Origin of the sequence: Burkholderia sp. Tr-20355 (assembly GCF_017104685.1) — a bacterium.
Classification (GTDB): domain Bacteria; phylum Pseudomonadota; class Gammaproteobacteria; order Burkholderiales; family Burkholderiaceae; genus Burkholderia; species Burkholderia seminalis.
Window position 1 is genome coordinate 1 of sequence record NZ_JAAGPK010000145.1, and the last position, 20,858, is coordinate 20,858.

Sequence of the window (20,858 nt, forward strand, 5' to 3'; positions counted from 1 at the left end):
AAGAAGAGCAGCTGTGCCAGGCGGGCGCGTGGGAGCAGCACAGCTGCACGACATCGGTGCTGAAGACCGAGGGCGCAAGGCGGTCGCGTGTGTCGTAGCGAGCCGCCGACAAACGAGATCTACCCTGACCTTACCACTCTTTCCCTACACGCCGCTCTGCCGATCTGGCCGCCGAGCGCCGCGCGGCCGAGCCACGGGTAGCGGCGGCGGAATGCGTCGCCGCGCATCACCTGCAGCGGCAGGCCGTGTTCGCCGGCGAGCGCGGCGTACGCGTCGAGCGCGTCGAGATCGGCGTCGCTGCGCGCGAGCCGCAGATGGCCCGACACGACGAATTCGCCGGCGATGCCGATCAGTTCGGGCAGGCGGTCCCAGATGCGCCGCGCACGCAGCGCGAGCGGCAGTTGCTCGGCCGGCCGGCCCTGGCAGCGCACGCCGCCGTAGTTCACGCCGCTCGCCTGCGCGCCGCAATCGCGCCGTTCGAACAGCCCGGTGCGCAAGCCGCGGCGCGTCAGCGCGAGGGTGGCCGACGCGCCGACGAGGCCGCCGCCGACGATCGCGACGTCGTAATGCGGGCGCTCACTCATCGCGCGCCTCGTCGGGAATCGCCGCGACATCGTCGCCCGTGAGCGCGGCCGAGATCGGGAACGGCTTCACGGGCGGTTGCGCACGCAACCGGCCGACGTCGGCGAGCGGGCGCGCGGTTGCGGCGGCCAGCACGAGCGCGGCGGCGTCGCCGCACATGCGGCCCTGGCAGCGACCCATGCCGACGCGTGTCAGCGCCTTCAGCCGGTTCAGTTCGGTCGCCGCGCCGTCGCGGACGCAGCGCCGCAGCGTGCCGGCGTCGATTTCCTCGCAGCGGCACACGATCGTGTCGTCTGGGCAGCGTGCCACCAGCTCGACTGGCGGCGCGAACGCCGTTTCGAGGCCCGCGCGGAATGCGCCGATGCGTGCGAGCGTGCGTTCGAGCGTTGCCGCGTCGGGTTTGCCGGATAACGACGGCGACGCGATGCCGGCGTCGTCGAGCAACGCGAGCGCCGCTCGCCGGCCCGATGCTTCGGCCGCGTCGGCACCCGCGATGCCCGCGCCGTCGCCGGCGACGTACAGGCCGCGCACCGACGTGCGGCCGGCCGCGTCGCGCTCGGGCAGCCATGCACGATTGAGCGGGTCGAACCCGAACCGGCAGCCGGCGAGATCGGCGAGCTGCGTTTCGGACCGCAGGCCGAAGCCGAGGCCGAGCGCGTCGCAGTCGAGCCGGCGCGGCGGGACGCCGTCGCCGTCACCGGCGGCGCGCCACGCCAGTCCCGTCACATGCCGGTCGCCGAGCACGCGCTCGAGCGTGACGCCCGTTTCGATCGCGACGCCCCGCGCGCGCAGCCAGCCGATGTAATAGAGCCCCTTCGCGAAGGTCGACGGCACGCGCAGCAGCGCGGGCGCGGCGGCGGCCTGACGGCGCAGCGGGCTCGTGTCGAGCACGGCCGCGACCTGCGCGCCGGCCTTCGCATACTGATAGGCGACGAGGTAAAGCAGCGGGCCCGTGCCCGCGAACACGATGCGCCGGCCGATCGCGCAGCCCTGCGCCTTCAGCGCCACCTGTGCGCCGCCGAGCGTATACACGCCCGCGAGCGTCCAGCCCGGCACGGGCAGCAGGCGGTCGGTCGCGCCGCTCGCGACGATCAGGTGCGAGTACGGCACCGTCACTTCGTGGCCGTCCTGCAGCGTGTCGACGCGGCCCGCGCCGCACGACCACGCGAGCGTATTCGGCCGGTAGTCGACCTGCGGCAGCAGCGCGGCCATCGTCCGGTGCACGGCGTCGGCCTTGGCCGCCTCGAAACCGTACAGCGCGCGCTTGCCGCGCGTGAATGCGCCGCCGGCCGGCGGTTGCCGGTAGATCTGCCCGCCCCAGCGCGCGTTTTCGTCGATCACGACGGGGCGCAGCCCCGCGTCGACCAGCGCTTCGGCCGCGCGCACGCCGGCCGGCCCGGCGCCGACGATCACCGGTTGCAGCCCGGCGCTCACGATGCGTCTCCGCTCGCGGGCCCGGCGGCCGTGACAATCCGCATGCCGTCGGCGATCGGCGTCGAGCATGCGCGCACGCGCGCGCCGGCTTCGGTGCGCACCCAGCAGTCCTGGCACGCGCCGATCAGGCAGAAGCCCGCGCGCGGCTGGCCGCTGAATTCGCTCACGCGCACGCGGCGCTGTGCGACGAGGATCGCGGTGAGCACGGTATCGCCGGCGAGCGCCTGCGCGGGGCGGCCGTCGAGCGTGAACGCGACGGCGGCGCGCTCGCGTTCGGCGATGCGCACGAACTGTGCGCCGTCGGTGGAACGGGAAACGGAAGTCGTCATCAGTGTTGGCCGATCAGGATGCGGTTCAGGCCGTACACGCGATCGAGCAGCAGCATCGCGCCGGCGGTGATGAAGATGACGAGCGCCGACACCGACGCCATCATCGGGTCGATCGATTCGGTCGCGTACATGTACATGCGCACGGGCAGCGTGACCGTCTGCGGCGACGTGACGAAGATCGACATCGTCAGTTCGTCGAAGCTGTTGATGAACGCGAGCAGCCAGCCGCCCGTGATGCCGGGCACGATCATCGGCAGCGTGATGCGCCGGAAGGTCGTCCACGGGTCCGCGCCGAGCGAGCACGCGGCCTGCTCGATGCTGCGGTCGAGGCCCGCGACGGACGCGAGCACGAGCCGCATCACGAACGGCGTGATGACGATCATGTGCGCGAGCACGAGCCAGGCGAACGAGCCGGTCGCGCCGATCAACGCGAAGAAACGCAGCAGCGCGATGCCGAGCACGAGACCGGGAATCACGAGCGGCGACAGCAGCAGCCCGTTCAGGAACGCGCGGCCGGGAAACGCCGCGCGGCCGATGGCGAGGCCCGCCGGCAGCGCGATCGCGAGCGACAGCGTGGCCGACGCGAACGCGAGCTTCACGCTGTTGAGGAACGCGGTGACGAAGTCGGGATAGTCGAGGATCGCGCGGAACCAGCGCAGCGACAGCCCGCGGGTCGGCAGCGTCAGCGTTTCGTCTGGCGTGAACGCGACGAGCACGACGATCACGAGCGGCGCGAGCACGAACAGGATCACGAGCGTGTGGAAGGCGAGGGCAACGGGGCCGTTCTTTCTCATCGCGATGCGCCTCCGAGGCTGCGCGCGTAGCGGCGTTCGAGCACGCGGTAGTAAGTGAGCATCACGACGAGGTTCGCGACCAGCAGCAGCACCGCGATCGTCGCGCCGAGCGGCCAGTTCAGCGAGCCGAGGAATTCGTCGTAGACGGCCGTGGCCGCGACCTTCAGCCGGCGTCCGCCGAGCAGGCCGGGGATCGCGAACGCGCTCGCCGACAGCCCGAACACCATCAGGCTGCCCGACAGCACGCCCGGCATCAGTTGCGGCAGCACGATGCGGCGCAGCGTCGTGAACGGCGATGCGCCGAGCGACAGCGCCGCGTGCTCGGTCTGCGGATCGAGCCGCTGCAGCGCGGTCCACACGGGAATCACCATGAACGGCAGCATCACGTGCACCAGCGCGATCACGATCGCGAAGGTCGTGTATTCGAGCTTGTACGGCCCGAGGCCGGCGAGCCCGAGCGCCTGGTTCACGAGCCCGCTCGTGTTCAGCAGCATGCTCCAGCCGAACGCGCGCACGACCACCGACACCAGCAGCGGCGCGAGGATCGCGAGCAGGAACAGCGAGCGCCACGGGTCGCGCATTTTCGACAGCACGTATGCTTCCGGCGTGCCGATCGCGACGCAGATCGCGGTCGTCAGCGCGGCGATGCCGAACGTGCGCGCGAAGATCGTGTGGAAGTACGACGAGCCGAGCACGTCCGCGTAGTTGCCGAACTGGAACGCGGCGATCGGGCCGGTGGCCGGGTCGAAGCGGTAGAAGGTCAGTACGAACGTCATCGCGAGCGGCACGAGCACGAGCGCGGCGAACAGCACGAACGCGGGCGCGCACATCAGCCACAGCGGCGCATGTGCGCGCCAGGTCGCGCGCATCGCGTGCGCGGCGGCGGCGCGTGCCGGTACGGCGTCGGCGGAAACCGCGGCCGCGAGCGCGGCCGGTGCGCCGTCGGTCGGGAGCGGGCGGACAGGCTGTCCCATTCAGGCCTCCCGGCGCATCACGCGCACCGCGTCGCTGTGCCAGTCGATCCCGACCGGCGCGCCTTCCGAAAGCGGCTCCGCGCCTTCGTTCTGGCAGCACACGAGCACTTCGCCGAGCGCGCTGTCGACGCGGTACAGCCACTGGCTGCCGAGGAAGAAGCGGCTCGTGACGGTCGCGGCGAAGCGGCCCGCATCGGGCGCGCACAGCCGCAGCTTCTCGGGACGGATGCAGACCGACACCGCATCGCCGACGCGCATGTCGCGCTCGCGCGGCGGCAGGTGCGCGGTGCGGCCCGTCTCGGCGAGGTCGTGCCCGAGGTCGATGCGCATGGCGTCGCCGTCGTGCGCGACGATCGTGCCGGGCAGCAGGTTCGCCTTGCCGATGAACTGCGACACGAAGCGGTTTTCCGGGCGCTCGTACGCGCGGTACGGCGTATCGGTCTGCGTGATGCGGCCGGCTTCCATCACGACCACGCGATCGCTGATCGACAGCGCTTCCGACTGATCGTGCGTGACCATGATCGTCGTCGTGCCGATCTTGCGCTGGATCGCGCGCAGCTCGAACTGCATGTCCTCGCGCAGCTTCGCGTCGAGGTTCGACATCGGTTCGTCGAGCAGCAGCACCGGCGGCTCGATCACGACCGCGCGCGCGATCGCGACGCGTTGCCGCTGGCCGCCCGACAGCTCGCGCGGGAAGCGGTGCGCGAGCGTGTCGAGACGCACGAGCGCGAGCGCCGCACGGATGCGTTCGGCACGCTCGGCCTTGTCGACGCCGCGCATGTCGAGGCCGAAGCCGACGTTCTCCGCGACGCTCATGTGCGGAAACAGCGCATAACTCTGGAACACGATGCCGAGCCCGCGCCGGTTCGGCTTCAGGTGCGTGATGTCCTGCCCGTCGAGCGCGATGCGGCCGCGCGTGACGTCGACGAAGCCCGCGATCATCTGCAGCGTGGTGGTCTTGCCGCAGCCGGACGGGCCGAGCAGCGACACGAACTCGCCTTGTTCGACCGACAGGTTGACGTCGGCGACGGCGGTGAGTTCGCCGAAGGTTTTCGTCAGGTCCGTAAGCGTGAGAAACGACATGGGAAGCTCCGGGTTCGCACACCGCGTGGCCGGTGTACCGATGTCGCGGACTCTAGCCAGCCATATTTCGGCGCGTCAATTTCGAATTCTGCTGAACGGGAGGAATTTCGGAAAAATTCCGTTGAATGGAACGGATGGCGAAATCGCGTGCGAATCGTTCCGTTGGGTGACGTGTGGCCGAGCCGCGAAACGCGCGCGTCAATCCCGTGCACACCCGGATGCCCGTGGAATTTCGGCGGGACGACAATGACGGCTACCGTATTCCGTTCAGTGAAATCATCGAGGAGAGCCGGCATGCAGGAACCCCATTCGACCGGAACGTCGCCGGCCGCACGCGCGCCGCGCCCGGACGTGGACACCGCCGATGCGGCCGGCGCGCCGGGCACCGGCATGCTGCAGCGCGCGTTCGCGATCCTGCGCGCGCTGGCCGGCATGCAGCAGGATGGCGTGCGCGTCACGCATCTGGCGAAGGCCGTCGGGCTCACGCAGGGCACCGCGCACCGGATCCTGCAATCGCTGATCGCCGAAGGGATGGTCGAACAGGACGAGCAGTCGAAGCTGTACCGGCTGAGCGTCGACTTCTTCGCGCTCGCCGCGCAGGCCGGCAACCCGAGCAGCATGCGCACGCTGTGCCGTCCCGCGCTGCTGAGGCTGTGCGCGAGCCTCGGCGAGACCATCTTCCTGCTCGTGAAGAGCGGCTTCGACGCCGTGTGTCTCGACCTGTGCGAAGGGCCGTTTCCGATCCGCTCGTTTACCGGCGACATCGGCGGACGCATCGCGCTCGGCGTCGGGCAGGGCAGCCTCGCGATCCTCGCGTTCCTGCCCGAAGCCGAACGCGAGGAAGTGATCCGCTTCAACGTGCCGCGCATTCGCGGCTACGGCGTGCTCGACGAGGTGTACCTGCGCACCGAGATCGAACGCGTGCGGCAACTCGGCTACGCGGGCCGCAACAGCGGCGTGCTCGACGGGATGGCTGGCGTCGCGGTGCCGATCCTCGATCGCACCGGTTATCCGGTCGGCGCGTTGAGCGTCGGCACGCTCGCGTCGCGCCTCGGCGACGACCGCATGCCGATGGTCGTCGAACTGCTGCGGCGCCAGGCCGACGCGATCGGCCCGCGTACCAATCCGTTCGACGCCGCGTTGCGGCGGCCGATGCACGGGCTGTCGGGGAAAACCGTCTAACGCACGTCGCGCGTCGCCGTTTCGTCGGCTTGCCGACGCGCGCCATTCACGTCCGATCAAAGCGTGTGTTGTCCAGCGGGCCGGTGCCGCGCACGCGCAGTCGACGGTGACGCTGTGCGGGTTCGTCGACGATTGTCCTCGTCGACCTGTTCCGGCCGCGCATGATGCCGATGAACATGCCTGTCTATCGCGTGACGTGTTCCGCGAACGCGGCCGACGTATGCACGACGATGGTCGGCGGCCGCGCGTCGTCGCGGGCGAGCGTGGCGTTACTGCCTTCGCGACCGATAGAGCGTGGGCCAGTCGCCGGGCGCGACACCGCCGCACGTCTCCTGCCGGGCCGCGGACGACATGCGAAAGGCCTGGCCATCCCAGATCCATTCGGCCCGAAACCCGCAATCGGCCATCCCGCGCCCTTTGCCGAAAGTCGACAGGGTGCCGGTAGCGGGATCGAAGTTCGGTTCGAACAGCGAGGCGTCCGACGCGCCGCCCTCTGCATCGCTCAGCTTGACGGGCTCCGGCGCTCCGCCACCCGTGCGCGGGGCGATGAACACGTCCGACGATCCCTGGTACGCGCCTTGAATGCAGGGAAGAAAAACCAGCGCCGTTCTGGCGTCGAGCGCATACGCCGCCTCTTCGAGATACTTCGACGCATTCTCTTCGCACGTGCTGGCATCCCGGACACGTTTCGTGCGCGCGATCAAGCTCTTTTCCTCCTGCGCGGACAGCTGCGCGGCGATCTTCCGCGCCGGCACGACCGGCAGCGGCGGCGCGGGCGTGACCTGCGACGCGGGGGCCGCGCCTTTGCGGATCAATGCGGTCGCGCCGCCGGCGCGCCCCTGCCGCTCGTCGATGCGCAAGAGGGCGGCGACCATGCCGTCGAGCGGAATATAGGTGCTGGCATCCGAGCCGACCGCGAGCTTCGCGCCGTTGCGAAGCCGGGAGACGAATGCGGCGACGGCGGCCGGCCGTGTGGTCGACAGGGTTGCGATGTTGTTGGTGTGGTCGACCTTGATGTGCCAGGCCGACTCGTCCAGTTGCAGCGGCGCGCCGTCAATCCGCAGATCGCCGAGATCGTCACGGGTGTCGGTGGCCACGCTCACCCGCGCTTCGAGCTTGCCGTTCGGTCCGGCCGCACGAATGAAGCGCAAGTCCGCGCCGGTTTCGCCACCGCGCGCGAAACCCTTCGCTTCGCAGGTCAGGCCATTGTCGCAGGCGACCAACCACGACTTGTAGGTGTCGTAGCTCGGCGCGCCGACTTCCAGGGGCGATGTTGCGCTGGCGGCGAGCGGGGCGCCGGCGATCGTGAAAAGGGCAATGAATACGGCGCCTGCGTTGAGGGATCGAGTGCTCATGTCCTGCCGCGGAGTCGAGGATGACGCGCATCGTAACGCAACGGATGCACCGGCGATGAAAAATCCCGGCGCCGCACTCGTTCGAGTCGAGTGGCGTTTTTCGAGGGTTATACGACCTTTGCGCCATGGGCGTCGCGTTCCATACTGCAGTGGACGGTCAAGCCGGGAGCCGCGCACGAACGCGATGGCGTTTCGCGCTTTCGGCCCGATCAATCACGACATGAAAAGGAACGGAAGATGAGGCTCAAGAACAAGACGGCGTTGATCACGGGCGGAACCAGCGGCATCGGTCTCGCCACCGCGAAGCTGTTCGTTGCGCAAGGCGCCCGCGTGGCGGTGACCGGCCGCGACGATAGCGTGTTTGAACGCGTGAAGGCCGAGCTCGGCGAGCAGGCGATCGTCCTCAAGGGCGACGTCCGTTCGCTCGACGACATGCGGGCGATCGCCGCCGACGTCAAGGAAAGGTTCGGCGGCCTGGATATCGTGTTCGCCAATGCCGGCTGGGCGTTTCCGTCCGCGGTCAACGACATCGACGACACGCTCTACGACCAGATCATGGACATCAACGTCAAGGGCGTGGTGTTCACGCTTCAGGCGGTGCTGCCGCACTTGCGGGAAGGATCGTCCGTCATCCTCAATACTTCGTTCGTCGCGCAGACCGGCAAGCATGGCATCTCGTTGACCGCGGCCGCGAAGGCCGCCGTGCGCTCGCTTGCCCGCAGCTGGTCCTACGAGTTTCTCGACCGGAAGATCCGCTTCAACGCGATCGCGCCCGGTGCGATCGACACGCCGCTGCTCTCCAAATGGGGCATGCCCGACGAATGGGTGCGCGACCGCAAGGCCGAGTTCGCCGAATCGATTCCGGTCGGCCGCATGGGCAAGGCCGAGGACATCGCCTACGCGGCGCTCTATCTGGCCAGCGACGAATCGTCCTACGTCGTCGGCACCGAACTGGTCGTCGATGGCGGTGCGTCGCAGCTTTAAGGCCGCGGCGCGCGATGCCGGAGCCCGACACGTCATCGCGGCGCATTCACCACCCGATCTCACGCCCGCCACGTCTTGCGTCGTGGCGGTTGTTCAATCCGGCCCGTCCTGGGTGCGCTCGCAGGGGGCCGCAGTGCAAGGAGAAATCATCTTGACCGACAGTAGCGATAACGAGGCGTCCGTCAATCAACTCACGCGTGCCGGCCGTTCGCGCCGCGATGCGCTCAGGCTGGGTGGCGCCGCCGCGCTCGGCGCCGCGCTGGGCGGCGGGGCGTTGTTCGGACACGCCACGCCCGCGCTCGCGCAGGCCGGTGGCGACGGCGTACTCGCGCAGAACGAGCCGCTCAATATCCTGATCGTCAATTACGACGGAGGGACGCTTCTCGATTTCGCGGGCCCGAGCGAGATTTTCCACCGGCTGCCGAATACGAACGTGCGCTACGCGAGCCTCGACGGCGGCAACGTGACGCTCGAATTCGGCGTCGTGTACGGCAATACCGAGCGGCTGGCCGATATCGAGAAGACCGACGTGATTCTGGTTCCCGGCGGGTCCGATTTGAGCGCGCCGATGCGCCCGGCGTACCAGGCGCAGATCCGGCGTCTGGCGCAAGGCGCGAAACACGTGACGTCGGTCTGCAACGGATCGCTCGTGCTTGCCGCGACGGGCGTGCTCAACGGCAAGCGCAGCGCGTGTCATTGGGCGTTCGTCAACAAGCTGGCCGAGTACGGCGCCATTCCCGTTCCCGAGCGCTTCGTCGAAGACGACGACGGCCGCTTCATGAGCGGCGGCGGCGTGACGGCGGGCATCGACTTCGCGCTGCGCGTGGCCGCGAAGCTGCGCGGCCAACGGGCCGCCGAATTCACGCAGCTCGTGATCGAATACGATCCCGCTCCGCCGTTCCATTCCGGTCATCCGAGGGACGCGCGACCGGAAGTGATCGCGATGGTCGACAAGGAACTGCCCGGCGCATCCAGGGGGCTCGCGCGCATCCCCGGCGTTCGTTGAACGCCTCGGCCCATGTTTGCGATGCCATTCGCCGGCGTCAATGAAGGCGCAGGCGACGCTGGCTGCGCCACCGCCCAATCGGGCAACCGCTTCAATTCAAGCCCAAACCGGAAATCACTCGATGCAACGAATTCGTTTTTGTACAGCCGCGCTTGCAGCGTGCGTATCCCTTTTCGCATTCACGGCGCCGGCTGTTGCCGGCGGTTCGCAACGTCTGCCCGAAGCGGCCATCAAGGCCGAAAACGCGCGCTGGGCCGATGCCTTCGCGCGAGGGGACTATGAAGCGATCGGCCGCCTCTATACCGACGACGGCGCGCTCCTGCCGCCCGGCGGCGACAAGGTCACGGGGCGCCGCGCGATCGTCGAATATTTCTTGAACGGGTATGCCGGATCGAAACCCGGCACCGTCTCGTTCAGCAACTACGAGTTTTACGGTAGCGATCGGGCCGTGACGGAAGTGTCGGATGCGGAGGTGCGCGACCACGACGGCAAGCTCAAGATCCGCGCGAAGCAGACGCTCGTCTTTCTGAAGCAGGGCGGCGCGTGGAAGCTGCATCGCGACATGTGGAGCGATTACGCGCCCGTCAAGACCGACGGCCATTGAAGGTCCGGCGACAGGGCGCGTCGCGTACCGATGCGCCACCAGCCGGTTGAAGTGACGTCGAACCCGTAGCGCGCTGAGCGGCCAGGCGGTCGATCAGCGTGCTGCGTTCGACCGGCTCTCGCGTCGAATCGCTTGCGGCGGGTGCCCATGCAGTTTGATGAAGGCTCGCCGCATCCGTTCGGGATCGGTGAATCCCACCGCCAGCGCAATCTGTTCGATCGGTTCGCTGCCTCCCTGCAGGCGCAGCCGCGCGGCTTCGACGCGCAAGCGCTCGACCGCCTTCGCGGGCGTTTCGCCGGTTTCCCGGCGAAAGGCGCGGCCGAACTGCCGCAAGCTCAATCGCGCGGCCTCGGCCAGCCGTTCGACAGGCAATGCTTCCGCCAGATGTTCCCGCGCGAAATTCAGTGCGATGCGGATGCGATCCGATTCCGGTTCCATCTGCGACATCGCGGAGAACTGGGATTGCCCGCCGGGTCGTCGATACGGAACGACCAGCAGCCTGGAGACCGCGCGTGCAATCTCCGCACCCATGTCCTTTTCAATGATGCCGAGCGCCAGGTCGATGCCGGAGGCGATGCCCGCCGACGTCCAGACGCGGCCGTCCACGACATAGATGCTGTCGCCGTCGACCTTGATGCGAGGGAAGCGCGACTGCATCAGCGCGGCGTATCGCCAGTGCGTCGCGGCCCTCAAGCCGTCCAGCGAGCCGGTTTCCGCGAGCAGAAACGCGCCCGTGCACACGCTGGCGACCCGCGGGGTCCTGGCGGCCAGTTTTCTGGCGGCGGCGATATTGTCCGATGTCTGCATCGGCGCGATGTCGCCGCCCACGAACACGACGGTGTCGAACGTGCGCCTGCCGATCGGTTTCGTGTCGATCGCAAGGCCCGTATTGCCGGGAATCGGGCCGCCCGATGGCGAGATCACATGAAGGTCGTACGGCGTATGGCCGGCCGCCGTGGCCACCTGATTGAAGGCCGACAACGGGCCGCCAAGGTCGAGTGCATCGTAGCCACGGCAAATGAAGAATCCAATTCGATGCATGACAGCGCGGAAACTCGGAAACGCGGAGAGGCGTATTTTACCGAGAACCCTCAAATCGTGCCGTTCGGCCCGAAACGAGGGAAATACGTCGTTGACAGCGCCATCGATGGCCGCGCAGCCGGCAAGGTGCGACGAAACTTTTACGCGAAGCGCGAAGCGCCCCGCCGTTTGCGGGCGGGACGCGGTTGTCATGCGAGGGCGCTGGTCAGCGGCGGTAGATGTATTCGAGGTCGGTCGATTCACCGACCTGGAAATGGTACGTGCCGACCTGCCGGAAACCCGCCTTCTCGTAGAACGCGATGGCCTTCGCGTTGCCGGACCACACGCCCAGCCATACCGGGCCGGGCCGCGTCTCGGCGAGATAGTGCAGCGCGGCGTCGAACAGCGCGCGTCCGGCGCCGGTGCCCTGGATACCGCGGCGAAGGTAGATTTGATGTATCTCGCCCGAACCGTCCGCGACTTCCGGATGCGGGAGTTTGCACGGCCCCGCATGTGCGTAGCCGACCAGCGTGCCGTCGTCGCTTTCGGCCACCCACGTGCGGCATTGCGGGTCGACGAGTTGCGCGCTGATCGTTTCGACCGAGTAGCTGCGCGCCTCGTACGCGGCAAGGTCGTCCGGCGGATAGTCGATGCCGAAACCGTCCTGCAGAAAGGTTTCGCGAAACGTCTCGCGCTTCAGGTCGGCAAGCGCGGCTGCATCGGCCAGTGTCGCAACGCGGATCAACATCGGAAGTTTCTCGCTTCGGTGGTCGGGCGGACAGTGTATCGCGAGCGGCATCGGGCCCGCGTTGTTGACGACGACGTCGATGCGGCCATGCTCGGCGAGCGATTCTCCGACGATGCGGCGGCGGGATTCGGTGTCGGGTACGAAAACCGTCCCGGTCCAGGCGCGAGTGCGCGCGCCGGTTCAACACGCCGCCGACGCGCGGCGCGGCAACGCGAAAGACGCTGGCGCGTGCCCGAGCGGCGCGGCAAACATGCCGATGGTTGACCGCCGACGGACATGCTAGGATTTCCGTCAAACAACTTCGGAGACGCTGCGATGCCGTTCATCTGCGAAAACGTTGAATGTCGTGCCGTGCTGGCGCGCGGGCAGGTCAAGGCCCGTCAGGAGGACGCGGGGTGGTGTTTCTACTGCCCGGACTGCAAGGCCAGGAACGAGTTGATGGATATCGGCACGGTGGTGGGCCACGCCGAGCTGGTTCAGCCTGAGCGGGCGAGCCCGCCGCACAAGGTCGTCGCGACGGCCCGGCCGCTGGACGACGGCACGTATGCGGCGCAATTGAGCGTCCAGCGCGCGCTCGCGGTGAAGGGCACATTCGCGGCCGAAGAGCACTGGGATCAGCTCGGCGTGTTCGGCGACCCGCAGGAAGCCGTCGCGCATGCGCAGTCGTTCGCGGCGGATCTGTTGCAACGCGCGGCTTAGTGTACGGCCGCGCGCCGAATGGCGCGGCACCGCGCCACGCGCGGATCGCGGCGGGCGTCATGACCGCGGATCCGCGCGCCGGATGTGACCGTCTCCGTTCGTGATCTCACGCATCGGTCTCGTCAAGCAGGCCGTATCCCCCTTTCGTTCTCGTGACGCGTGCGAACCCCGCTTCTCCCAAATGCATGCCGGCGATCAGCAACCCCTCCGCGCTGACCCGGTCCAGCAGCCGCGATCGTGTGGTTGCGGCCTCGGTCGCGTCCTGATCGAAGGCGATCGACACGTCGGGCCGCCTGATCTGGATGTGCGGGAAATGCACGATATCCCCCCACACGAGCAGGCCCCGATCGCCGGATTCGACGACGTATCCCGTGTGCCCGTCCGTATGCCCCGGTAGCGGCATCGCGCGGATGCCGGGCAGCACTTCGCCTTCATCGAACATACGCAGCCTGTCGCGATAGCCGTCGAATACCTGACGCGCGATCAGGAAGTTGCCGCGGGCCCGCTCGCTGGCACGGCTCAGATTGGCGTCGTCCTGCCAGAAGCCGACTTCGCGCCGATGTACAACCAGCTCCGCCTGCGGGAAGGTCACGTGGCCGGCGGCATTCATCAGTCCGCCGACATGGTCGGGATGCGCGTGCGTGAGCAGGATCGTGTCGATCACGGCCGGGTCGATGCCGGCCAGCAACAGGTTGGGAATCAGGCGACCGCCCCATTGCCGGATGCCGCCGGCCCCGGCGTCGACGAGGATCGTGCGGCCCGCGCCGCGTATCACGTAGCAGTTGATGTGAATGGCGGACGGTTCCTGCTGCCCGGCGTCGCGCTGCATCCGGGACGCCTCGGCCGTGTCGATATTCGACAGGAAATCGAGGCTGGCGGTCAGGTAGCCGTCGCTGATCGCCGTGACCGTGAAGTCGCCGACTTGTTGAAAGGGAAAGGTAACGGTGGACACAAGGCTGCTCCAGGCAAGCTAGTTTCGTGCATGAATATTCGGTGCGGCATGGCCGAAACAGCGGATGCGCGCCGACAGGCCGGTACGGCGAACGATCGCGTGATCGAGCGCTTCCATGAACCGGTTCATGATCGCGGGTTGGCGAAACGCGTCGACGCGATACTGGATTTCCGCGTATGCGGGATGCCCGTATCCGTGCCGAACCGCGATGAAGATCACGTGAACGTTTTCGAGTTTCGCGTGGAGAACATCCGTGCAAAGCGCGACGCAGTCGCTGGACAGCGCGGCGAGGTCATCGTCGGACGGCAGGCGTTCCGCCTGAATATGGAGCGTCACGTTCGGCATGGTTCGCCTGCGTGGGTCAGCTGCGCGGTGATCGGTGCGTAAAGATGAAGGCCGGCCGCGGCGTACCCGGCCGGCGCGGCGTCGCGCCGCGGCACGACGGCGAGCCAGCGGCGCGCCGGACACTGCTCCAGCGCGACGGCCTGCATGGCCAGCGGCGCCAGTCCCATGCGGATCAGCGGCTCGGGGCCGCGCTCGCCCAGCACGAGCAGCTCGTCGGCGGCGACGGCGGGTGCGACACCGATATCGCTGTACAGATTGCGGTGCCAGTCGGTGATGTGCTGCTGCCATCGCGCGAAATTGCCGCCGCCTTTCCGGCGATATTCGTCCCCGGTCAGCACGTCGAGACCGTCGATCGTGTGGACGGCCAGGTAGACGGGGCAACCGTCGCCGATCGCCTTGAAGCGCTGCGACGAATGAAAACCCGTTACCGAGATGAGGGCCGGCAGCTTTTCGAGGCTGTAGAAGTCGTTCCATTCGGCTTCGCTGTCGCGGTCGGCGAAGCTGCATTCCACGGTGTAGATCATCGGATCGTCCTTCGTCACGGAGGGGGTATCGTGCGGTGAACACACGGTGTTCAGTGCGGTGACGTAATGCTAAGCTGATGTTTGCGCGGTAAATAACGACAAAAAATCAGCCTTCAGTGATGTTTGCTCAAGCTGGCATCGAATCCCTCCCATCGGCGAGATCCCCATGCGACGCAAGATTCCCAGCAATTCCGCGCTCCTGGCTTTCGAGGCGGCGGCCCGGCACGGGAGCTTCGCCCGCGCGGCCGACGAACTGGCCCGCACCGAAGGCGCGATCAGCCGCCAGATCGGCCGGCTGGAGGCGTTTCTGGGCGTGACGTTGTTCGAGCGCGTGGGAAACCGGGTGAAGCTGGCGCCGAACGGCACGCGATACGCGGCGCAGGTGCGCGAGATCCTGGACCGGCTGGAACGGGACAGCCTGTATCTGATGGGGCAGCCCGTCGAGGGCGCGAGTATCGATGTCGCCGCGATCCCGACCTTCGCCACGCGCTGGCTGATTCCCCGGCTGAAGCGGTTTCAGGAGCGGCACCCGAACATCACCGTGCATATCGCCGAGCGGATGGACCCGTTCCTGCTCGCGGGCAGCGGTTTCGACGCCGCCATTCATTTCGACCATCCGGCATGGGCCGGCATGCATCTGCATCCTCTGCTGGAGGAAGTGCTGGTGCCGGTCTGCAGTCCGGCGCTCCTGAAGGGCGCGGGAAAGCGCCCGTCGCTGGATGCGCTGCCGCGCCTTCACCGGCGGCAGAATCCCGATGCCTGGCAGACGTATGCGGAAGCGTCCGGCGTCGCGCTGAGCAATTCGGCGATCGGCCCGCGGTACGATCTCCATTCGATGCTGATCGAGGCGGCGCTGGCCGGCCTGGGGGTGGCCTTGGTGCCGCGCCTTTACATCGCGGCGGAGCTCGAGCAGGGCCGCCTGGTCGCGCCCTGGCCGGACGGGAAGGCGGTGACCAAGACCTTCTGCCTCGTGCTGCCGGAGCCGCTCGAATTGAGCGAGGGGCCGGTACGGGCGTTCGCGGCATGGATGCTGGAAGAGGCCGGCGGCGCGCGTTGAAGCCGCGCGTCGCGCGTGCGTCCGTGCATGTCGCGTCGTTTTCGTGATCGAACGTCGAGCGGCATCCGGTGCGATCCGCGGGAGGAGAAAATCAAATATTCGCCCGGGAATCAGTGCGGATCGCGATGGTTCGACGCGGACTGAAGAGGAGGCGGTCGTTTGCCGCTTGTCGTCATGCCGCGGACACCGGCAACGCGCGCGCCCGTTCGCGGGCCTCGACGAGTGCCCGGATGCGCGCGCGGTCGGCCGGCGTCGCCGGCGTGAAGATCACGAGACTCAGGTCGGGGCGGCCGGTCACCGAGAACGCCGAATATTCGAGCGCGATCCGGCCGGCCTGCGGGTGGCGGATCTCCTTCGTGCTTTCGTCGTGCGTATGGATATCGTGGTCGCGCCACATCGCGTCGAATTCGGCGCTCGTCGCGCGCATCTCGTCGACGAACACCTGCACGGCCTGCGTCGCACCGCTGCGCGCGACGTCCGCGCGAAACGCGCCGACCGCGAACCGCGCGACGCGCTCCCAGTTCGGCTGGGCGTGGCGTACGCCCGCGTCGACGAAGATCAGCCGCAGGATGTTGCGCGCGGCGGGCGGCAGCGTCGCGTAGTCGGTCAGCGTCGCGGCCGCCGCATCGTTCCACGCGACGACGTCCCACGTCGCCGAGCGCACGATCGCGGGGCTCGCGTCGAGCGAATCGAGCACGTGCTGCAGGCGCGGCGTCACGCTGGCCGGCGCGTGATAACGCACTTCGGGCGGATGGCCGACGCCGATCAGGAACAGGTGCTCGCGTTCGGCTTCGTTCAGCATCAGCGCGCGGGCGAGCCGGTCGAGCACGTCGGCCGACGGCGCGCCGCCGCGCCCCTGTTCGAGCCACGTGTACCACGCGGCGCTCACGTGCGCGCGCTGCGCGACTTCCTCGCGCCGCAGCCCCGGTGTGCGGCGGCGCGTGGCCGGCAGCCCGAGCGCGGCCGGGTCGAGTTTCTCGCGGCGGTCCCGCAGGTACGCGCCGAGCAGGTTGTCGGGGGCGTCAGCCATATCCTGTTAGTTCGTTTACCGGTAAACCGTCACGACTTCACCGCGTGCGGCCTTCGACAGATAGTAAGCCTCCATTCCATCCGGAGGTGCTGAACATGCGTGTCTTTGTTACTGGAGCGTCGGGGTTCGTCGGCTCGGCCGTCGTCGCCGAACTGGTTGCCGCCGGGCATTCGGTGCTCGGCCTCGCGCGGTCCGATGCGGCGGCCGCGGCGGTGGCGGCCGCGGGCGCCGACGTGCATCGCGGGTCGCTCGAGGATCTCGACAGCCTGACGCGCGGCGCCGAACGCGCCGACGCGGTGATCCACACGGGCTTCAATCACGACTTCTCGCGCTTCGCGCAGAACTGCGAACTCGACCGCCGCGCGATCGAGACGATTGGCGCGGTGCTCACGGGCTCGGCGCGGCCGCTGGTCGTCACGTCGGGGCTCGCGCTCGTCGCGCCCGGCCGCGCGGCGACCGAGGACGATCCGCCCGTGCCGGTGTCGCCGACCTATCCGCGTGCGTCCGAAGCGACCGCGGTCGCGCTGGAGGCACGCGGCGTGCATGCGTCGGTCGTGCGCCTGCCGCCGTCCGTGCACGGCGACGGCGATCACGCGTTCGTGCCGCGCCTGATCGCGTTTGCGCGGGAGAAGGGCGCGTCGGCGTTCATCGGCGACGGCGCGAACCGCTGGCCGGCCGTGCACCGGCTCGACGCGGCGCGCGTGTACCGGCTCGCGGTCGAACGCGGCGCGGCCGGCGCGCGTTATCACGCGGTCGACGATACGGGCGTGCCGTTCCGGGCAATCGCCGAGGTAATCGGCCGCCGGCTGAACGTGCCGGTCGTCGCGAAGTCGCCGGCCGAGGCCGCCGAGCACTTCGGCTGGTTCGCGATGTTTGCCGGAATGGATGCGCCGGCAACCAGCGAGCGCACGCGCGCATCGCTCGACTGGGTACCCGCGCAGCCGGGGCTGCTGGCCGATATCGACCGGCCGCGGTATTTCGAAAGCTGATAAGCCCCGCGCGCCGCGTGTCATTCGACCGGATGCAGGTCCTGCAGCAGCGTCGGCACGAGTTCCGACACGGTCGGATGGATATGCATCGCGCGGCTGATCGTCGTGTACGGCGCGCCGGCGGCCATCACGTCGAGCATGCCGTGCACGACTTCGTCGCCGGTCACGCCGAGGATCGAGGCGCCGAGGATGGCATGGCTGTCCGCGTCGACGATCACCTTCATGAAGCCCTGGCTTTCGCCTTTCTCGACTGCACGGCCGACGCGCGTCATCGGGCGCGTGCCGACCAGCAGCCGGCGGCCCGTCTGTTTCGCTTCCGCGAGCGTCATGCCGACGCGGCCGAGCGGCGGGTCGATGTACATCGCGTAGGCCGTGATGCGGTCGGACACCTTGCGCGGATCGTCGTCGAGCAGGTTCGCCGCGACGATCTCGTAGTCGTTGTACGCGGTGTGCGTGAACGCGCCGCGACCGTTGCAGTCGCCGAGCGCCCAGATGCCCGGCACGTTCGTGCGCAGTTGCTCGTCGACGGCGATGTAGCCGCGCGCATCGGTGCCGACGCCCGCGCGGTCGAGCCCGAGATCGTCGGTGTTCGGCACGCGCCCGACCGCGAGCAGCAGGTGCGAGCCCGCGACTTCGCGGCCGCCGCCCGAACAATCGAGGCCGACCACGATGCCTTCGCCATCGCGTCGCGCGCTCAGGCAGTTCGCGTCGAGCTGCACGTCGATCCCTTCGTTCTCGAGAATCTCGCGCACGGCCTGCGACACGTCTTCGTCCTCGCGGCGAATCAGCCGCGGTCCTTTCTCGACGATCGTGACCTGCGATCCGAAGCGGCGATACATCTGGCCGAATTCGAGCCCGACGTAGCTGCCGCCGACGATCACCAGATGCTCGGGCAGGAAGTCGACATCCATCATCGTCGAATTGGTCAGGTACGGCACCGAGTCGAGGCCCGGCATCGCGGGCACCTGCGCGCGGCCGCCGACGTTGATGAAGATGCGCCCGGCCTCGAGCAGTTCGTCGCCCACGCGCACGGCGTCGGCGCGCTCGAAGCGGGCGTGACCCTGAAACACCGTGGTGTTCTCGAGACCGCGCACCCATTGCTCGACGCCGTGGTTCGAGCGGCCGGAGATCTGGTCCTTGCGCGCCTTCACGGCTTTCATGTCGACGGTGACGGGGCCGCCCACCGACACGCCGTATTCGCCAGCGCGCCGTGCGAGCTGCGCGGCGTACGCGCTCGCGATCAGCGTCTTGGTCGGGATGCAGCCGGTGTTCACGCAGGTGCCGCCGAAGCGGCCGCGCTCGATGATCGCGACCTTCATGCCGGCGGCCGACAGCCGCGCGGCGAGCGGCGGGCCGGCCTGGCCGGTGCCGATGACGATCGCGTCGAAGTGTTGCGTCATGACGTCCTCCTGTGCGGGTGCGACGAGGGAACGCGTGCGGGCGAGCCGCGTGCGATGCCGGCGCACGGTCGCGCGACGGCGAGCGCCTATGGTAGTCCTGTTGGCGTGCGCCCGCGTCAGTCCTTGCGCTTCCACTGGCCGAACGACACCGGCCGGTGCGTGTCGGCGCGCGTGACGGTGACGCGGTCAGGCTGGTCGTCGAGCGGGAACGATTCGGTGACGATCTGGTTCGAGAACAGCCAGCCGCGCGTACGGGGGTCGTAGCGGAACGTGATGTAGTCGGTCCAGTGCTGCCCGCACGCGACGAAGTTCTGCACGGTGAAATAGCGGCCCTTCACCGACAAGCCGTTGTCGGCGGCGTCTTCGGGATCGAACGGGTCGCACTGGCCGCCGTCGTTCGCGCGCAGCACGACCACGTCGTTGCGCGCGGCGAGCCGGTAGGTGTGGTCGGCCTGCTCCTCGTAGATCAGCAGCGGGCGCGGCGACGGCTGTTCGCGCGTATCGACCGCGCGATGCACGACGACGAGCACGCTGTGCCGCCCGTGGTCGAGATCCGGCCCGGCTTGCGCGAGCAGCGGCTGGTAGCCGGGCGGCAGTTGCGCGGCGATCGACTTCGGCACATCGGCGGCGCGGGCGGCGGCCGGCAGGCCCGCGAGCAGCGGGAGCATCAGGGTAGCGAGGCGGAGAGCACGCATGGCGGGAGGTCGGATCAAAAGGCGGAAAGGGTTACCGGTCGCGCGGTTGCTGCGCGCGCTAGGGAAATTCGGTGCCCGGCATCGAATTGAACGCAACGGGGAGCGCGGATCTCGATCATGGCGGCGGGGCGGGATGACGGTAAAGAGGGCCAGCATAGCAGCGTGCAGCCGCTTTCGATCATGCGCGAAGCGTGCCAGAATCGGCGGCTCGACCGTCGGAAACGACACGCCGGCGCCGGCGAAACGGCGTCGTTGAACAAGGAGACTTCGATGACTGCATCGGCTGCCGTACTCGCCATCCTGGCCGCGTTGTTTCTCGGTGCGATGATTCCGGGCCCGAGTTTCGTGCTGGTGGCCCGCAATTCGATCGGGCTGTCGCGTCGCGACGGGCTGGCCACCGCGCTCGGCATGGGTATCGGCGGCATCGTGTTCGGCGGCGTCGCGCTGGCCGGGCTCTACACGCTGCTGCAGGCCGTCGAATGGCTGTACGTGGGCCTCAAGGTCGCGGGCGGCGCGTACCTGATCTACATGGCGTCGAAGATCTGGCGCGGCGCCGACCGGCCGATCGCGATGGACGATCCGCAGGCGCTGGCCGGCGGCAGCGCGCGCAAGTCGTTCCTGACGGGCCTGACGACCCAGCTCAGCAACCCGAAGACGGCAATCTGGTACGGCAGCATCTTCGCGGCGCTGCTCCCGCAGCATCCGCCGCTGTGGTGCTATCTCGCGCTGCCGCCGCTCGTGTTCGCCGTCGAATTCGGCTGGTACACGTTCGTCGCGCTGTGCTTCTCGACGCGCCGGCCGCGCGAGCTCTACCTGCGCGCGAAGAAGTGGATCGACCGCATCGCGGCCGGCGCGATCACGCTGCTCGGGCTGCGGCTGATCCTGAACGCGCCGAAAGCAGGGATCTGACCTTTCATTCGCGATCCGCATCGCACGGCGGCCGGCCATGCGTCGGCCGGGCCGCCGGAGCGAACCGCCGGGGCCGGCGCGCGAATGCGCATCGGGTCGCCGGAAACGCCTGCCTTTTCTCGTGACGCGGCCGCGCGCCGGGCCGCCGCCGACTTGCCTCCCG

The 20,858-nt window shown here is 68.5% G+C and carries 22 protein-coding genes and 1 pseudogene; 8 read left to right on the forward strand and 15 right to left on the reverse strand.

What is annotated here, in order from left to right; all coding sequences use genetic code 11:
- Positions 1 to 167: 167 nt before the first annotated feature.
- From G3N62_RS27095 to G3N62_RS27120, 6 genes and pseudogenes are all read right to left on the reverse strand, one after another.
- Positions 168 to 584, reverse strand: a pseudogene (locus G3N62_RS27095) (FAD-dependent oxidoreductase); the annotation flags it as partial.
- Entirely contained in the window at positions 577 to 2,016 is a 1,440-nt protein-coding gene (locus G3N62_RS27100; protein WP_124670861.1) for an NAD(P)/FAD-dependent oxidoreductase, read from the reverse strand. The gene G3N62_RS27100 and the pseudogene G3N62_RS27095, both read right to left, overlap by 8 nt.
- Positions 2,013 to 2,345 carry a (2Fe-2S)-binding protein gene (locus tag G3N62_RS27105; RefSeq protein WP_059559588.1) on the reverse strand — a complete coding sequence of 111 codons (333 nt, stop codon included), beginning with the start codon at positions 2,343 to 2,345 and terminating at the stop codon, positions 2,013 to 2,015. The genes G3N62_RS27100 and G3N62_RS27105 overlap by 4 nt, the downstream gene beginning before the upstream one ends.
- Positions 2,345 to 3,139, reverse strand: coding sequence for an ABC transporter permease (locus G3N62_RS27110; RefSeq protein ID WP_034188296.1), 795 nt, complete (start codon positions 3,137 to 3,139; stop codon positions 2,345 to 2,347). Before G3N62_RS27110 ends, G3N62_RS27105 begins: the two co-directional genes overlap by 1 nt.
- The gene (locus G3N62_RS27115) at positions 3,136 to 4,113 is read right to left on the reverse strand and encodes an ABC transporter permease (protein WP_034188295.1); all 978 of its coding nucleotides are present in this window, start codon (positions 4,111 to 4,113) and stop codon (positions 3,136 to 3,138) included. Before G3N62_RS27115 ends, G3N62_RS27110 begins: the two co-directional genes overlap by 4 nt.
- Positions 4,114 to 5,196, reverse strand: coding sequence for an ABC transporter ATP-binding protein (locus G3N62_RS27120; protein ID WP_034188294.1), 1,083 nt, complete (start codon positions 5,194 to 5,196; stop codon positions 4,114 to 4,116). It lies immediately after the preceding gene.
- 294 nt (positions 5,197 to 5,490) lie between these two features.
- Between G3N62_RS27120 and G3N62_RS27125 the strand changes: the two genes are divergently transcribed.
- The gene (locus G3N62_RS27125; RefSeq protein ID WP_034188293.1) at positions 5,491 to 6,378 is read left to right on the forward strand and encodes an IclR family transcriptional regulator; all 888 of its coding nucleotides are present in this window, start codon (positions 5,491 to 5,493) and stop codon (positions 6,376 to 6,378) included.
- 269 nt (positions 6,379 to 6,647) lie between these two features.
- On the opposite strand, the gene G3N62_RS27130 is transcribed toward G3N62_RS27125, so the two are convergent.
- Positions 6,648 to 7,733, reverse strand: a complete 1,086-nt coding sequence (locus G3N62_RS27130; protein ID WP_124670863.1) for a DUF1176 domain-containing protein — start codon at positions 7,731 to 7,733, stop codon at positions 6,648 to 6,650.
- A gap of 237 nt (positions 7,734 to 7,970) precedes the next feature.
- Between G3N62_RS27130 and G3N62_RS27135 the strand changes: the two genes are divergently transcribed.
- The 3 genes from G3N62_RS27135 to G3N62_RS27145 all read left to right on the forward strand — a co-directional run bounded on the left by G3N62_RS27135 (position 7,971) and on the right by G3N62_RS27145 (position 10,327).
- The gene (locus G3N62_RS27135) at positions 7,971 to 8,717 is read left to right on the forward strand and encodes a glucose 1-dehydrogenase (RefSeq protein ID WP_124670864.1); all 747 of its coding nucleotides are present in this window, start codon (positions 7,971 to 7,973) and stop codon (positions 8,715 to 8,717) included.
- A 151-nt stretch (positions 8,718 to 8,868) separates the two neighbouring features.
- Positions 8,869 to 9,723, forward strand: a complete 855-nt coding sequence (locus G3N62_RS27140; RefSeq protein ID WP_049030899.1) for a DJ-1/PfpI family protein — start codon at positions 8,869 to 8,871, stop codon at positions 9,721 to 9,723.
- A gap of 121 nt (positions 9,724 to 9,844) precedes the next feature.
- Positions 9,845 to 10,327 (forward strand): SgcJ/EcaC family oxidoreductase, encoded by a 483-nt coding sequence (locus tag G3N62_RS27145; protein ID WP_034188289.1) that lies wholly within the window; start codon positions 9,845 to 9,847, stop codon positions 10,325 to 10,327.
- Positions 10,328 to 10,420: 93 nt separating this feature from the next.
- On the opposite strand, the gene G3N62_RS27150 is transcribed toward G3N62_RS27145, so the two are convergent.
- On the reverse strand, positions 10,421 to 11,368 hold the full coding sequence (locus tag G3N62_RS27150) for a helix-turn-helix domain-containing protein (RefSeq protein WP_034188288.1): 948 nt from the start codon (positions 11,366 to 11,368) through the stop codon (positions 10,421 to 10,423).
- Positions 11,369 to 11,573: 205 nt separating this feature from the next.
- Positions 11,574 to 12,095: a GNAT family N-acetyltransferase gene (locus G3N62_RS27155; RefSeq protein ID WP_124670865.1), complete on the reverse strand. Its 522-nt coding sequence runs from the start codon at positions 12,093 to 12,095 to the stop codon at positions 11,574 to 11,576.
- A gap of 315 nt (positions 12,096 to 12,410) precedes the next feature.
- Between G3N62_RS27155 and G3N62_RS27160 the strand changes: the two genes are divergently transcribed.
- Entirely contained in the window at positions 12,411 to 12,794 is a 384-nt protein-coding gene (locus G3N62_RS27160) for a hypothetical protein (protein WP_034188287.1), read from the forward strand.
- 106 nt (positions 12,795 to 12,900) lie between these two features.
- On the opposite strand, the gene G3N62_RS27165 is transcribed toward G3N62_RS27160, so the two are convergent.
- From G3N62_RS27165 to G3N62_RS27175, 3 genes are read right to left on the reverse strand one after another with little or no spacing between them, the layout of a single operon-like run.
- Positions 12,901 to 13,746 carry an MBL fold metallo-hydrolase gene (locus G3N62_RS27165; protein ID WP_069704525.1) on the reverse strand — a complete coding sequence of 282 codons (846 nt, stop codon included), beginning with the start codon at positions 13,744 to 13,746 and terminating at the stop codon, positions 12,901 to 12,903.
- Positions 13,747 to 13,764: 18 nt separating this feature from the next.
- Complete coding sequence (locus G3N62_RS27170; RefSeq protein ID WP_124670866.1) at positions 13,765 to 14,091, reverse strand: hypothetical protein; 327 nt, start codon at positions 14,089 to 14,091, stop codon at positions 13,765 to 13,767.
- Positions 14,079 to 14,615 (reverse strand): sugar ABC transporter, encoded by a 537-nt coding sequence (locus G3N62_RS27175; protein WP_124670879.1) that lies wholly within the window; start codon positions 14,613 to 14,615, stop codon positions 14,079 to 14,081. Before G3N62_RS27175 ends, G3N62_RS27170 begins: the two co-directional genes overlap by 13 nt.
- Positions 14,616 to 14,781: 166 nt before the next feature.
- Between G3N62_RS27175 and G3N62_RS27180 the strand changes: the two genes are divergently transcribed.
- A complete protein-coding gene (locus G3N62_RS27180; protein WP_124670867.1) occupies positions 14,782 to 15,672 on the forward strand; it encodes a LysR substrate-binding domain-containing protein in 891 nt (296 codons plus the stop codon).
- 172 nt (positions 15,673 to 15,844) lie between these two features.
- Here G3N62_RS27180 and G3N62_RS27185 read toward each other — a convergent pair whose 3' ends face one another.
- A complete protein-coding gene (locus tag G3N62_RS27185) occupies positions 15,845 to 16,702 on the reverse strand; it encodes a helix-turn-helix transcriptional regulator (RefSeq protein WP_034188283.1) in 858 nt (285 codons plus the stop codon).
- Between the two features lie 95 nt (positions 16,703 to 16,797).
- Here G3N62_RS27185 and G3N62_RS27190 point away from each other — a divergent pair, with 95 nt between their 5' ends.
- The gene (locus tag G3N62_RS27190; RefSeq protein WP_124670868.1) at positions 16,798 to 17,691 is read left to right on the forward strand and encodes an SDR family oxidoreductase; all 894 of its coding nucleotides are present in this window, start codon (positions 16,798 to 16,800) and stop codon (positions 17,689 to 17,691) included.
- Positions 17,692 to 17,711: 20 nt separating this feature from the next.
- Here G3N62_RS27190 and G3N62_RS27195 read toward each other — a convergent pair whose 3' ends face one another.
- Together G3N62_RS27195 and G3N62_RS27200 are read right to left on the reverse strand one after the other, a co-directional pair.
- Positions 17,712 to 19,091, reverse strand: a complete 1,380-nt coding sequence (locus G3N62_RS27195; RefSeq protein ID WP_124670869.1) for an FAD-containing oxidoreductase — start codon at positions 19,089 to 19,091, stop codon at positions 17,712 to 17,714.
- Positions 19,092 to 19,207: 116 nt separating this feature from the next.
- On the reverse strand, positions 19,208 to 19,786 hold the full coding sequence (locus G3N62_RS27200) for a hypothetical protein (protein WP_049030904.1): 579 nt from the start codon (positions 19,784 to 19,786) through the stop codon (positions 19,208 to 19,210).
- 270 nt (positions 19,787 to 20,056) lie between these two features.
- On the opposite strand from G3N62_RS27200, the gene G3N62_RS27205 reads away from it, so the two are divergent.
- Positions 20,057 to 20,695, forward strand: a complete 639-nt coding sequence (locus tag G3N62_RS27205; RefSeq protein WP_124670870.1) for a LysE family transporter — start codon at positions 20,057 to 20,059, stop codon at positions 20,693 to 20,695.
- The last annotated feature ends 163 nt before the right edge of the window (positions 20,696 to 20,858 follow it).

Excerpts from the sequence above, each read along its gene's own strand:
- G3N62_RS27105 (WP_059559588.1), bottom strand. The coding sequence starts at position 2,345 with ATGACGACTTCCGTTTCCCGTTCCACCGACGGCGCACAGTTCGTGCGC.
- G3N62_RS27110 (WP_034188296.1), bottom strand. The coding sequence starts at position 3,139 with ATGAGAAAGAACGGCCCCGTTGCCCTCGCCTTCCACACGCTCGTGATC.
- G3N62_RS27115 (WP_034188295.1), bottom strand. The coding sequence starts at position 4,113 with ATGGGACAGCCTGTCCGCCCGCTCCCGACCGACGGCGCACCGGCCGCG.
- G3N62_RS27120 (WP_034188294.1), bottom strand. The coding sequence starts at position 5,196 with ATGTCGTTTCTCACGCTTACGGACCTGACGAAAACCTTCGGCGAACTC.
- G3N62_RS27125 (WP_034188293.1), top strand. The coding sequence starts at position 5,491 with ATGCAGGAACCCCATTCGACCGGAACGTCGCCGGCCGCACGCGCGCCG.
- G3N62_RS27130 (WP_124670863.1), bottom strand. The coding sequence starts at position 7,733 with ATGAGCACTCGATCCCTCAACGCAGGCGCCGTATTCATTGCCCTTTTC.
- G3N62_RS27135 (WP_124670864.1), top strand. The coding sequence starts at position 7,971 with ATGAGGCTCAAGAACAAGACGGCGTTGATCACGGGCGGAACCAGCGGC.
- G3N62_RS27145 (WP_034188289.1), top strand. The coding sequence starts at position 9,845 with ATGCAACGAATTCGTTTTTGTACAGCCGCGCTTGCAGCGTGCGTATCC.
- G3N62_RS27150 (WP_034188288.1), bottom strand. The coding sequence starts at position 11,368 with ATGCATCGAATTGGATTCTTCATTTGCCGTGGCTACGATGCACTCGAC.
- G3N62_RS27155 (WP_124670865.1), bottom strand. The coding sequence starts at position 12,095 with ATGTTGATCCGCGTTGCGACACTGGCCGATGCAGCCGCGCTTGCCGAC.
- G3N62_RS27160 (WP_034188287.1), top strand. The coding sequence starts at position 12,411 with ATGCCGTTCATCTGCGAAAACGTTGAATGTCGTGCCGTGCTGGCGCGC.
- G3N62_RS27170 (WP_124670866.1), bottom strand. The coding sequence starts at position 14,091 with ATGCCGAACGTGACGCTCCATATTCAGGCGGAACGCCTGCCGTCCGAC.
- G3N62_RS27175 (WP_124670879.1), bottom strand. The coding sequence starts at position 14,615 with ATGATCTACACCGTGGAATGCAGCTTCGCCGACCGCGACAGCGAAGCC.
- G3N62_RS27180 (WP_124670867.1), top strand. The coding sequence starts at position 14,782 with ATGCGACGCAAGATTCCCAGCAATTCCGCGCTCCTGGCTTTCGAGGCG.
- G3N62_RS27185 (WP_034188283.1), bottom strand. The coding sequence starts at position 16,702 with ATGGCTGACGCCCCCGACAACCTGCTCGGCGCGTACCTGCGGGACCGC.
- G3N62_RS27190 (WP_124670868.1), top strand. The coding sequence starts at position 16,798 with ATGCGTGTCTTTGTTACTGGAGCGTCGGGGTTCGTCGGCTCGGCCGTC.
- G3N62_RS27195 (WP_124670869.1), bottom strand. The coding sequence starts at position 19,091 with ATGACGCAACACTTCGACGCGATCGTCATCGGCACCGGCCAGGCCGGC.
- G3N62_RS27200 (WP_049030904.1), bottom strand. The coding sequence starts at position 19,786 with ATGCGTGCTCTCCGCCTCGCTACCCTGATGCTCCCGCTGCTCGCGGGC.
- G3N62_RS27205 (WP_124670870.1), top strand. The coding sequence starts at position 20,057 with ATGACTGCATCGGCTGCCGTACTCGCCATCCTGGCCGCGTTGTTTCTC.